General features: G+C 69.1%; 13 protein-coding genes. 4 read left to right on the top strand and 9 right to left on the bottom strand.

What is annotated here, in order from left to right:
• The first annotated feature begins 158 nt into the window (after window positions 1-158).
• Entirely contained in the window at window positions 159-479 is a 321-nt protein-coding gene (locus tag D7006_RS12735; protein WP_168457945.1) for a 2Fe-2S iron-sulfur cluster-binding protein, read from the top strand.
• Window positions 480-511: 32 nt separating this feature from the next.
• Here D7006_RS12735 and D7006_RS12730 read toward each other — a convergent pair whose 3' ends face one another.
• Window positions 512-1,060 (bottom strand): SH3 domain-containing protein, encoded by a 549-nt coding sequence (locus D7006_RS12730; protein ID WP_210257521.1) that lies wholly within the window; start codon window positions 1,058-1,060, stop codon window positions 512-514.
• 156 nt (window positions 1,061-1,216) lie between these two features.
• Between D7006_RS12730 and D7006_RS12725 the strand changes: the two genes are divergently transcribed.
• Window positions 1,217-2,218: a D-glycerate dehydrogenase gene (locus D7006_RS12725; RefSeq protein WP_168457944.1), complete on the top strand. Its 1,002-nt coding sequence runs from the start codon at window positions 1,217-1,219 to the stop codon at window positions 2,216-2,218.
• Window positions 2,219-2,230: 12 nt separating this feature from the next.
• Here the strand turns inward: D7006_RS12725 and D7006_RS12720 are convergent, their stop codons facing one another.
• The 8 genes from D7006_RS12720 to D7006_RS12685 form a co-directional block, all read right to left on the bottom strand.
• Entirely contained in the window at window positions 2,231-3,172 is a 942-nt protein-coding gene (locus D7006_RS12720) for a glycosyltransferase domain-containing protein (RefSeq protein WP_237353242.1), read from the bottom strand.
• Window positions 3,173-3,175: 3 nt separating this feature from the next.
• Window positions 3,176-3,994, bottom strand: coding sequence for a molybdopterin-synthase adenylyltransferase MoeB (locus D7006_RS12715; protein WP_237353241.1), 819 nt, complete (start codon window positions 3,992-3,994; stop codon window positions 3,176-3,178).
• 36 nt (window positions 3,995-4,030) lie between these two features.
• The gene (locus D7006_RS12710) at window positions 4,031-4,627 is read right to left on the bottom strand and encodes a DsbE family thiol:disulfide interchange protein (RefSeq protein ID WP_237353240.1); all 597 of its coding nucleotides are present in this window, start codon (window positions 4,625-4,627) and stop codon (window positions 4,031-4,033) included.
• Window positions 4,624-4,794: a heme exporter protein CcmD gene (ccmD, locus tag D7006_RS12705; protein WP_237353238.1), complete on the bottom strand. Its 171-nt coding sequence runs from the start codon at window positions 4,792-4,794 to the stop codon at window positions 4,624-4,626. Before ccmD ends, D7006_RS12710 begins: the two co-directional genes overlap by 4 nt.
• 10 nt (window positions 4,795-4,804) lie before the next feature.
• A complete protein-coding gene (locus D7006_RS12700; RefSeq protein WP_237353236.1) occupies window positions 4,805-5,536 on the bottom strand; it encodes a heme ABC transporter permease in 732 nt (243 codons plus the stop codon).
• A 123-nt stretch (window positions 5,537-5,659) separates the two neighbouring features.
• Window positions 5,660-6,853 carry an ABC transporter permease gene (locus D7006_RS12695; protein ID WP_229644379.1) on the bottom strand — a complete coding sequence of 398 codons (1,194 nt, stop codon included), beginning with the start codon at window positions 6,851-6,853 and terminating at the stop codon, window positions 5,660-5,662.
• On the bottom strand, window positions 6,850-7,824 hold the full coding sequence (locus D7006_RS12690; protein WP_229644380.1) for an ABC transporter ATP-binding protein: 975 nt from the start codon (window positions 7,822-7,824) through the stop codon (window positions 6,850-6,852). The genes D7006_RS12695 and D7006_RS12690 overlap by 4 nt, the downstream gene beginning before the upstream one ends.
• Entirely contained in the window at window positions 7,821-8,870 is a 1,050-nt protein-coding gene (locus tag D7006_RS12685; protein WP_237353235.1) for a polyprenyl synthetase family protein, read from the bottom strand. The genes D7006_RS12690 and D7006_RS12685 overlap by 4 nt, the downstream gene beginning before the upstream one ends.
• Before the next feature lie 212 nt (window positions 8,871-9,082).
• On the opposite strand from D7006_RS12685, the gene fni reads away from it, so the two are divergent.
• Both fni and map read left to right on the top strand, forming a co-directional pair.
• Window positions 9,083-10,114, top strand: a complete 1,032-nt coding sequence (gene fni, locus D7006_RS12680; RefSeq protein WP_169120155.1) for a type 2 isopentenyl-diphosphate Delta-isomerase — start codon at window positions 9,083-9,085, stop codon at window positions 10,112-10,114.
• 151 nt (window positions 10,115-10,265) lie between these two features.
• On the top strand, window positions 10,266-11,096 hold the full coding sequence (gene map, locus D7006_RS12675) for a type I methionyl aminopeptidase (protein ID WP_237353234.1): 831 nt from the start codon (window positions 10,266-10,268) through the stop codon (window positions 11,094-11,096).
• Window positions 11,097-11,100 lie beyond the last annotated feature (4 nt).

The raw sequence follows: 11,100 nt of genomic DNA, 5'->3' as shown, positions 1-11,100 counted from the left end.
GACCCGCGACAATCGGCGCCCACGCTGGTGCGGCGCGAGGCAAGCCGCTATAGCCAGTGACCGGAAAGCGGCCCGGCCGACGCCATCCGGCGGACGCTCGCGAGCCGTCCGATCAAGCCACCGCCGCGCGTGCGGCGGAAGCCGGGAAGCGACAATCTATGGTTGCCATTACCTTTATCGAACATACCGGCGCCGTCCACAAGGTCGACGGGCCGGAGGGTGCTACCGCCATGGAAACGGCGGTGCGCAATGGTGTTCCGGGTATCGTTGCGGAGTGTGGCGGCGCCTGCGCCTGCGCGACCTGCCACGTCTATGTGGACGAAGCCTGGATGGAAAAGGTCGGCCAGCCCTCGGAAATGGAGGAGGGGATGCTCGATTTCGCGACCGACCTTCGTCCCACTTCCCGCCTCTCCTGCCAGATCAAGCTGACCGCAGCGCTGGACGGGCTGGTGCTGCACACGCCCGAGACGCAGGGCTGAAATCCGGGAGGCGAGGGGAGCGGCGCTCCCCTTCAGTCTACCTTCTCGCCGGGATAGACGCCGAACAGCTGGTTCTGCTGCACATAGCCGTCGAAGCCGTCGCCGGTGATGCGGCAGAACTTGCCATCGCAGGCCTTGACCACGCCGAGCACGCTCGGCTCGAGCTTCGCCACGACCTTGGCATCGGCGTCGGCCGAGCCGCGCAGGGGCACCGTCTCACCCTTCAGCCAAGGGGCGACGAGGGCGGTCCGCCGCAGCGACAGCATGGAGTGGTACACCCATCCCTCCGCGCCGTCGGCATCGCGGATGCGGCGCCACGTCTCATATTCGGCGGTCACCTCCACCGGCAGGCCCGCGCGGTTGAACACCCACGCCACGTCCTGGTCGCGGTTCGGCCCGTTGCGGACGTTCACCTTGTCGGCCTTGAGCGAGACGAAGCGGGGAACCGGCAGGCCGGACGTGCCGGGCTCGGCGGCGACTGCACCCGCAGCCGTTCCCACCATCATCGCCGCCGCAAGGGCCAGGGCTTTCACCGACCGGCTGTCGAGGCTTCGCTTCAGATGAGTTCGCTTTGCGGGCATGATGGGATCGTCCTTTCGCATCGCACCTAACAGACGGGAGGGGTGCGCCGACGTGGCGGGCACGTCAAGGCCCTGCGTCCCGGCGCGCCTTGTGTTTCCCCGGCTGTCTGATAGACGGGACCAGAACCGTTAAGAAATGGGGAATGGGGAGTAACGATGGTGCGTCGCAAGCCCCTCGTCGTTGTCACGCGCAAGCTGCCCGACTCGGTCGAGACGCGGATGCGTGAGCTGTTCGATGCCAAACTCAACATCGACGACGTGCCCATGGATCAGGCCGCGCTGGTCGAGGCCGTGAAGACAGCGGACGTTCTCGTGCCGACCGTGACCGACCGCATCGATACGGCGGTGCTCTCACAGGCTGGGGAAAACCTGCGGCTGATCGCCTCCTTCTCCAACGGCGTCGACCATATCGACGTCGCCAGTGCGCTGAACCGGGGCATCACGGTCACCAATACCCCCGGCGTCCTCACCGAGGACACGGCGGACATGACCATGGCGCTGATCCTCTCCGTGCCCCGGCGCCTCGCCGAGGGCGCGCAGGTGATGATCGCCGACAAGGAAGAATGGGCCGGCTGGTCGCCCACCTGGATGCTCGGCCGACGGATCTGGGGCAAGCGCCTCGGCATCATCGGCATGGGCCGCATCGGCCAGGCGGTGGCGCGGCGCGCCAAGGCATTTGGCCTGCAGATTCATTACCATAACCGTCGCCGCCTCAATTCCGGCATCGAGGAAATGCTCGACGCCACCTATTGGGACAGCCTGGACCAGATGCTGGCGCGCATGGACATCGTGTCCGTGAACTGCCCGCACACCCCCGCGACCTATCATCTGCTCTCGGCCCGCCGCCTTAAGCTCTTGAAACCAGATGCTTATGTGGTGAACACGGCGCGCGGCGAGGTGATCGACGAGAACGCCTTGACCCGCCTGCTGGAAGCCGGCGAGATCGCCGGTGCCGGTCTCGACGTGTTCGAGCACGAGCCGGCGGTGAACCCGAAGCTTGTGCGTCTCGCCAAGCAGGGAAAAGTCGTTCTGCTGCCGCACCTTGGCTCCGCGACGCTGGAAGGCCGCGTGGACATGGGCGAGAAGGTCATCGTCAACATCAAGACCTTCATGGACGGCCACCGTCCGCCGGATCGCGTGCTGCCGGCGATGCTCTGAGGCGGAAACGCCTCAGCTCCGGCTGCGGCCGGAAAGACGGCTCGCGAGGCGTGTGAGCCGTTGGAAAAGCCCCGATGCCGGTGCCGTTCGGGGGCCGTTCGGCACCGGTTCAGGCGTGTTCGGCGCGCATTCAGTCCCGACCTCAGCCACCGCCTCGGCGTGCGCCTGCTCCAGCGCCGTAATCCGCGCTTCCAGCGCCGCGCGCTCCCGCCGCCAGTCATCCGCCAGCAGGCTAGCTGGTATCTGACTATGGGTGGGCGAGAAGGGGAAGGCGTCCCTGTCGCGCGCGTGGGTCACCGGCCAGCGGTGGAACCACGATCCCAGATTGTCCACCTCGAACCGCGCCACCTTCAATCCGGCCCGGCCCAAGGCATGGGTGCCCGAGAGCTGGTCCCGGCGGGAGTAGCGCAGCACCTGCGCCAGCCAGAGACGCATGGCGGCGACGACCTCAGGGTCGTGGTGGCGGCGCAGGATGATGGCGGACCAGAAGGGCACCGCATCCAGCGCAGCGGGGTCGCTCAGCATGTAATGGTTGAGCTGTTCCAGCACCCGGCCGCCATCGTCGAGGCCCATGCGCAGAACTTCCATGAATTCATCGCGCACGCTGGCCCGGAAGCTGTGCCCCGGCATCGCCGCCACTTGGCCTTCGGGCATATAGCGCGCGATCACCTCTTCCGGCGGCGCCGTCAGGATGACGCTGTTGTCGATGTAGAGGGAGACATCGTAGCCCGGCAGAACATCGTGCGGCGAAAGCTTGACGATACGCTGGCTGCGCACCGGGTCGAGGGCGAAGGCCGGCGGATAGGGCACCAGCTTCCATGAGGCGCTGGTGAGCGTCGGGTCATCGGTGAAGCAGAGGAAGTCGAGGCCGGAGGCGGCGGCCATAGGCTGCTCGTTCAGCGCCTCATAGCCCCCGATCAGGCAGGTATAGACGCACGCACGCGGTCCCGTCATGCCTCACGCCGCCGCGCTGCGCTTGTGAGCCGACAGGTCGGTGATGCGCAGGCCTTCGCCGGTCAGAGGGTTCTCCGGGTCCCAGCCATAGCTCAGAGTCTCGAAGCGCATGGAGCGGGCGTCGATCATCAAGAGGCGTCCCACCAGCGGATCACCGAAGCCGACGATCGCGCGAATGGCCTCCAGGGCCGCGAGCGATCCGGCCACCCCGGCCAGCGCCCCCAGCACGCCGGCCTCGGCGCAGGCAGGCACGGTGCCGGCCGGGGGCGGCTCGGGGAAAAGGCAGCGATAGGTGGGGTTGGGGGTTCCATCCGGCCCGGTCTCGTGGGCGCGGATGGTGGTGATGGTGGCGTCGAAGGCACCCAAAGCCGCCGTCACCAGCGGCTTCTTCGCCAACACGCAGGCATCCGAGACAAGGTAGCGGGTGGAGAAATTGTCCGACCCGTCCACCACCAGATCGGCCTCAGAAATCAGCTCCAGCGCGTTGCCGGCATCGATCCGCACCGCGTGGGTGATCAGCTCCACATGGGGATTGAGGGCGGCCACCGCGTCGCGGGCGCTGTCGGTCTTCAGCCGGTCGATGTCCTGCGTGCGGTGAATCACCTGCCTCTGCAGGTTGGAGAGGGAGACGACATCGTCCTCCACCAGGATCAGCCGCCCCACCCCGGCCGCCGCAAGATAAAGCAGCACCGGCGCGCCGAGGCCGCCCGCGCCGATCACCAGCACGGTCGCCGCCTTCAGTCTCTGCTGGCCCGGCCCGCCCACGTCGTGCAGCACGATGTGGCGGGCGTAGCGCTCGATCTCTTCGGGGGAGAAGGCCATCGGGATTTCCTCGGGGCGACGGCTCGGGGCTGGGCCTCAGCCGCCGGAAAGACGCGCCATCAGCGGCAGGAGCGTGCCCGTCACCACCTCGGGTGTCAGGGGCCCCACGAACTTGTGGACGATGGTGCCATCCTTCGAGACCACGAAGGTTTCGGGCACACCGTATACGCCCCATTCTATGGCCGCGCGCCCGTTGGGGTCGACCCCCACCGCCTTGTAGGGCAGGCCGAACTGGCCGAGGAAGCGGCGGGCATTGTCCGGCGCGTCCTTGTAATTGATGCCCACGAGGCTGAAGCGGGGGTCCTTGCCGAGCTGCATCAGGATGGGATGCTCGTCGCGGCACGGTCCGCACCAGGACGCCCACACGTTCACCAGCGCCGGCTTGCCGCCGAGGGCGGCGAGATCGATGCCGGGCAGGGCTTGGCCATCCGCCCCCTTCAGCCCCGGGAGCGGCGGCAGGGTGACGACCGGCGCCTTCTTGCCCACCAGCGCGGAGGGAATGCGCGAGGGATCGCCGCCGGTCTCCAGCCGTGAGAAGAACAAGGCGGCCAGGGCAAGGAACACCACCAGCGGCAGTGCCACCAGCCAGAGACGGCGACGCGGACGGGCGGGGGTAACGACGGGATCGCTCATTCCGACTCTCCCGTGCGATTGGCCCTGCGGCGGCCGACGCCCCGCGCCTCCAGCTCCGAGAGGGTGCGGCGCTGGCTGCGATAATCGAGCACCAGCCAGAGGGCCAGAAGCCCGAGGGCGAGGAGCGAGACGCCGTAGGACGCGGCGATGAAGACGAAATGGGTCATGCGCGCCGGCTCAGGCCAAAGCTTCCGCGGCGGCGCGGGCCTCCAGCGCCTGCACGCGGCGGCGGAGGATTTCCGTGCGCATGCCGAGCATGTGCAGAGCGATGAACACCAGCGTGAAGCCAACGGCGCAGATGAGCAGCGGCCAGAGCAGGCTGGAGTCGATGGTTGAGCCGCCCATGCGGAACACCGAGGCCGGCTGGTGGAGGGTGTTCCACCAGTCCACGGAGAATTTCACGATGGGCACGTTGATGAAGCCCACCAGCGTGAGCACGGCGGCGGCGCGGCCGGCCCGGTTGGGATCGTCGATGGCCGCGCGCAGCGCCATGAGGCCGAGATAGAGCAGCAGCAGCACCAGCATGGAGGTGAGCCGCGCATCCCACACCCAGTATGTGCCCCACATGGGCCGGCCCCAGAGCGCGCCGGTGATGAGGCACAGAGCGGTGAAGGTCGCGCCCACCGGCGCGGCGGCCTTGTGCGCCACGTCGGCCAGAGGGTGCCGCCACACGAGGATGCCGATGGAGGAGGCGGCCATCATGGAATAGCCGAACATCCCGAGCCAGGCGAACGGCACGTGGATGTACATGATCCGCACCGTCTCGCCCTGCTGGTAGTCGGGCGGCGCCTGGAATGCGAGGTAGAAGCCGATTGCGAGCGTCACCACCGCCGCGGCGGCGATCCAGGGCAGGATGCGCGCGGACAGGCTGAGGAAGCGGACCGGATTGGCAAGGTCAAGGATCGCCATGAAGGCGTTCTAGTGTGCGCGCGCGCCGGATGGAAGCGCCGAGGGCGTTCAGGATTTCGTGTCGCAGGGTCGGCCGGGGCGGTACGGTCCGGCCAGCCGCACCTTTCAGCCCAGCCGGAGCTTTCAGGCCAATCGCACCTGTCGCCGGATGAACCAGAGCGTCACGGCGGCGCCTGCGGCGGCCCAGCCGAGCAGGATCAGCAGGGAGGGGGCGAGCGTCGCCATGCCCTCGCCGCGCCACAGCGCGCCCTGGAAGGCCTCGATGCCCCAGGCGGTCGGGGTCAGTACGCCCGCCTGCTGGAGCCATTCGGGCATAAGGAAGCGCGGCACCATGCTGCCGCCCACGGCGGAGAGCAGCAGAACCGCGAAGGTGGAGAGCGTCTGCGCCTGCTGCCGCGTGCGCGAGACCGCCGCGAGCGGCAAAGCGATGCCCGCTGCGGCGGCCGAGGCGGCGACCGCGACGGCGGCGAAGGTCCAGAAATTCGGCAGCACGTTCACGCCATAGACGATCTGCGCCACGGCAAAGAGCACCGCCGAGAGCGCGAGGCCCTGGAGAATCAGGAAGGCGAGCTTGCCGCCCACCAGCGCCAGCACGCCGCCGCGGCTCATGACGATGCGGTCGAACACGCCGGAGCGGCGTTCATCCACCAGGCTGCCCGCGCCCTGCACCGCCGAGAACAGCAGGAACAGCATGGCGATGGCCCCGGCATAATAGCTCACGCCCGGCTCGGAGCGGCGGCGGGTGAGCGGCTGGCGCTCCATCAGCTCGGCGCCGCCCCCCGCCACCAGTTCCGGCGCGCGGGCGATGGACTGCTCCAGCCGCGAGGTCTGTTCCGGGGAGAAGGCGCCCACCAGCACCTGGATCTGCGCCGCCACGCGGCGGATGGCGAGGCCGGGGAGGTCGTCGGTGAACACCCTTTGGATGCGCGCCGAGAGCAGGGCGGCCGCGACATTGCGGGCGGGATCGGTGATGACGAGCAGCGGCGGCTTGTCGGTGGCGGCGGCCACGTCGCCCCGCACCACCAGCCCCACATCGGCGCGCCCGTCCGCCACCCGGGCGCGGACCTCCTCGGGCGTGACGAGGACGAGATCGTTGTCGCTGGCGTGGCCGAGCGCGGTGAGGAAGGCGGTGGCCGATGGCGCCTCGGTGGTCCGCGCCGCCGCGATCTTGATGGCCGAGGTTTCGCCCCCCGTGCCGGCGAACACCGCCGCGAACAGAATGAAAAGCACCGGCGGCAGCACGAACGTCATCATCAGCGCGCCGCGGTCACGCATCAGCGTCAGTGCCATGGCCCGGACGATGGCGCCCATCATCATGGATGGTTGCTCCCGGTCACGTCGGCATAGAGGGCATCGAGGCCCGCCGCCTCGAAGGCGATGGTGCGCGGCACGAGGCCTGCGACCTTGAGCGCGGCGATGAGCCCGCCCGCGCCCTCCGGCGTATCGGAGACGACGCCGCTGAACGAGGTGCCGCCTTCATCCCCGGTGAGCCCGCGCAGGGCGAGCACCTGCCGCCCGTTCGCCGAGGGGGGCGTGGCGAAGGTCACGGCGGCGCGGCGCTGGTTGGGGAAGCGCGCGGCGATGAGGGCGGCGAGCCGCCCCTCCAGCGCGATGCGCCCCTCGGAGAGGATAGCGACCCGCTCGGCCACCTCTTCAGCGAAGGCGAAATCGTGGGTGATGACAAGAATGCCCAGCCCGTCCGCCGCAAGCCGCTGCACCAGAGCGGCAAGGTCGGCGCGGGCCGGGGCGTCGACGCCCACGGTCGGCTCGTCGAGTACCAGGAGGCGCGGATTGCCGACGAGGGCGGCCGCCACATTGGCGCGGCGCTGCCAGCCGCCGGAGAGCCGATCGATGCGCTCGTTGGCGCGCTCTTCGATGCCGGTGCGCGCCATCACCCGCGCGACGCAGGCGGCGACGTCCGCGCGGCGGACGCCGGCGAGGCGGGCGAAGACGGCGAGATTCTCGGCGATGGTCAGCGCGCGGTAGAGGGCGATGTCCTGCGGGGCGAGGCCGATGCGGGCGCGGGCCTCGCTCTCGGCGGCGGGGATGCCGCAGATGCGGATCACGCCCGTGCGCGGGGGGATTCGGCCACAGATGGCCCGGACCAAAGTGCTCTTGCCGGCGCCGTTGGGGCCGACGAGGGCGGTGACCGTTCCTGCGCGCAGCACAAGGTCCACGCCAGCCAGCACGGTGCGCGCGCCATAGCCTGCGGTGAGGCCGAGAATGGCGAGGGGGGGTGCCGGGCTTTCGTCTATCGGGTCGTCGTATTGGTGGGCAGCGGCGCTCACGGCGCCAGCGGCCCCATCAGTTCACCGAAGGCAGCGGTCATGAAGTCTCGCAGGGGCTGCTGGCCCTCCTTGTTGGGCCCCAGTTCTTTAGAGGCTGCGAGCGCCCCCGCCAAGTGCTCCGACAACAGCTTGCGCGCGCGCGGCGCGCCGAGGGAGGCGATGACCGTCGCCTTGTTGGCGTCCTTGCCCACATCCTTGCCCAGCGCCGCGGCCGAGCCCGAGTTGTCGAGGATGTCGTCGAGGATCTGGTAGGCGCTGCCCACATGGCCGGCGAGCGCGCGCAAATGGCCAGTCTGCGCCTCGTCGGCGGCAGCGGCGCGGCCGGCGATTTCCACCGCGGCGGAGAACAGCACGCCGGTCTTGCGGCGGTTCACGTCCTCGGTGGCGGCGAGGGAGCGGCCGGGGCTGGGGCGCAAATCGTCATACTGGCCGCCGCACAGGCCCAGCGAGCCCACCGCCTTGGACAGGATGCACACCGCGTCGAGCCGCACATGATCGCTCGTGCCCGGCGCCGCGCCGGCGACGCCGAGGGACCGCGACAGCAGGGCCACCGCAGCCAGAACGGCGACGTCCTCGCCAAACTTCACATGGGTGGTCGGCTGGGCACGGCGCACCATGGCGTCGTCCATGCAGGGCAGGTCGTCGATGATGAGGGACGAGGCGTGGATCATCTCCAGCGCGCAGCCGAAATCGAGCACCGCATGCTCGGACGCGTCGAGCTGCATGGCCGCCGCCATGACGAGCAGCGGCCGCAGCCGCTTGCCCGGCGCCAGCAGGATGTGCCGCATGGCGGCATGCAGCACGGCCGGATGCGACGCGGCCGGCGGCACGAGAAGACCGAGCCGGCGGTCCACAACCGCGCGGAGGTAGGAGAGGTCCCGGGAGCGGGGCGGGAAGTCCGGCAAGGCGGTATCGAGCGCCGGCGTCGGGTCGATGTCCGGCGCCGCCACGGCGAGCGCGACACCGCCGGCGGACGCCGACAGCGCTTCCCGCGGGGCCGTCGCCGAAGCTTCGGTCCGCCGGTCCCGTCCGCCCTTCTGCCCCATACGCCCCCTCACTCTGCTCTTGGCCGCCCGGGGCGATTATCCCCCTGCAACACGCACATACGTTGCCTTGAATGACTTTAGATCACCGCTTACACAATGATGCCAGTGCGTGCGCTCCGCTGCGTCGCACATTTTGCGGGCGTGTGGCGCCAGCGCCGCGGGGCGGCATGCGCGACGCCAAAAGCACGGACCCAGGGAACGCCGGGAGAGGCATGGACGAGAACGCAGCCGGTCGCCGCAAGGAAGACCACATCGACATCGTTCTCTCCGGCGATCGCGTGGCTTCCCGCGTGGATGCGGGGTTCGACCGCTGGCGCTTCGTCCATTGCGCCCTGCCGGAGCTGAGCCTTGATGCGGTGGACCTGTCCACCAGCGTCCTCGGCCGGCGTCTGAAGGCGCCTTTGCTCATCTCCGCCATGACCGGCGGGCCGGCGCGCTCCGAGGCGATCAATGCGCATCTGGCCGAGGCGGCGCAGGCGCTGGGCATCGCCCTGGGCGTCGGCTCCCAGCGCATCGCGGTGGAGACCGGCGCGGCCGGCGGGCTCGGCGGCGACCTGCGACGGCGCGCGCCGAATGTGCTGCTGCTCGCCAATCTTGGCGCCGCGCAGCTTCTTGCCGCCGATGGCCGCGACAACGCCCGCCGCGCGGTGGAGATGATCGGCGCGGATGCGCTCGTCATCCATCTCAATCCCTTGCAGGAAGCCATTCAGGAAGGCGGCGACCGCGACTGGCGCGGCGTGCTCCACGCCATCACCGGCCTGTGCACCAATCTCCATGTGCCGGTGGTGGTGAAGGAGGTCGGCTTCGGCCTCTCCGCCCCCGTCGCGCGCCGGCTGGTGAAGTGCGGGGTGGCCGCGCTCGATGTCGCCGGGGCCGGAGGCACCAACTGGGCGCTGGTGGAGGGCGCGCGCGGCACGGGCCGCACGCAGGCGCTGGCTGCCGCCTTCGCCGATTGGGGCATTCCCACCGCCGATGCGGTGGTGGACCTGCGCGCGGCCCTGCCGGATGTGCCGATCATCGCCTCGGGCGGCATCCGCGACGGTGTGGACGCCGCCAAGGCCATCCGCCTCGGCGCCGATCTCGTGGGGCAGGCGGCGGCGACGCTGAAGGCGGCCGTCACCTCCACCGAGGCCGTCGTCGCCCATTTCGAGGTGCTGGCCGAACAGCTGCGCATCGCCGCCTTCGTGACCGGCGCGGGACATCTCGAGGCCTTGCGCGGCGTGCCGCTGGTCGAGGTGCGCTGAGGGGGGGCATCACCATCGGCCAGATTTTGGCCATAGGCCCGATGCATTCCATGGGTGCCCGTCAGGGTCCGTTTCGCAAAGATGTTGGTGCTGCCATATTCGCTCCGAAGGGCGGCAGGCGCCCCATCAAACACAAGACTTATGTTCCCCGATGACTGATCCTGCCGCCTCCGAAGTGCCCGCAAGCCCCACCGAGGGTGCCATCCGCCTCTATGGCAAAGACGATTTCGAAGGCATGCGCCGCGCCGGCCGGATTGCTTCGGGATGCCTGGACGCCGTGGCCGATCTGGTGAAGCCCGGCATCACGACCAACGAACTCGACAGGTTCGTGATGGACTACACGCTGAAGGCCGGCGCATTGCCGGCCCAGCTCAATTACCGTGGCTACCCCAAGAACATCTGCACCTCGATCAACCATGTGGTCTGTCACGGCATTCCCGACGACAAGCCGTTGCGCGAGGGAGACGTCGTCAACGTCGATGTCACCATGATCCTCGATGGCTATTACGGTGACAGCTCTCGCATGTACCCGGTTGGCCAGATCAAGAGGGCAGCCGAGCGGCTTTGCGAGGTGACGTATCGCTGCCTGATGCTTGGCATCGAGGCGGTGAGGCCCGGCGCGCACCTCGGCGACATCGGGGCCGCGATTCAGCAATATGCGGAAGCCGAGCGCTGCTCGGTGGTGCGCGACTTCTGCGGCCACGGCATCGGGACGGTGTTCCACGATGCGCCCAACGTGATGCACTACGGCCGCAAGGGCGAAGGTCCGCAGCTGAAGCCCGGCATGATCTTCACCATCGAGCCGATGATCAATCTCGGGCGGCCGGATGTGAAGGTGCTCAAGGACGGATGGACGGCCGTCACCCGGGACAGAAGTCTCTCTGCCCAATACGAGCATACGATCGGCGTCACCGAGACGGGGGCGGAGATCTTCACCCTCTCGCAAGCGGGGTTGCACGCGCCCGGTCTCTCGCTCGCCTGAGCCG

The sequence above is a fragment of the Xanthobacter sp. YC-JY1 genome (assembly GCF_021730305.1).
Classification (GTDB): Bacteria; Pseudomonadota; Alphaproteobacteria; order Rhizobiales; family Xanthobacteraceae; genus Xanthobacter; species Xanthobacter flavus.
This window is presented reverse-complemented; position numbering and strand designations above follow the sequence as displayed.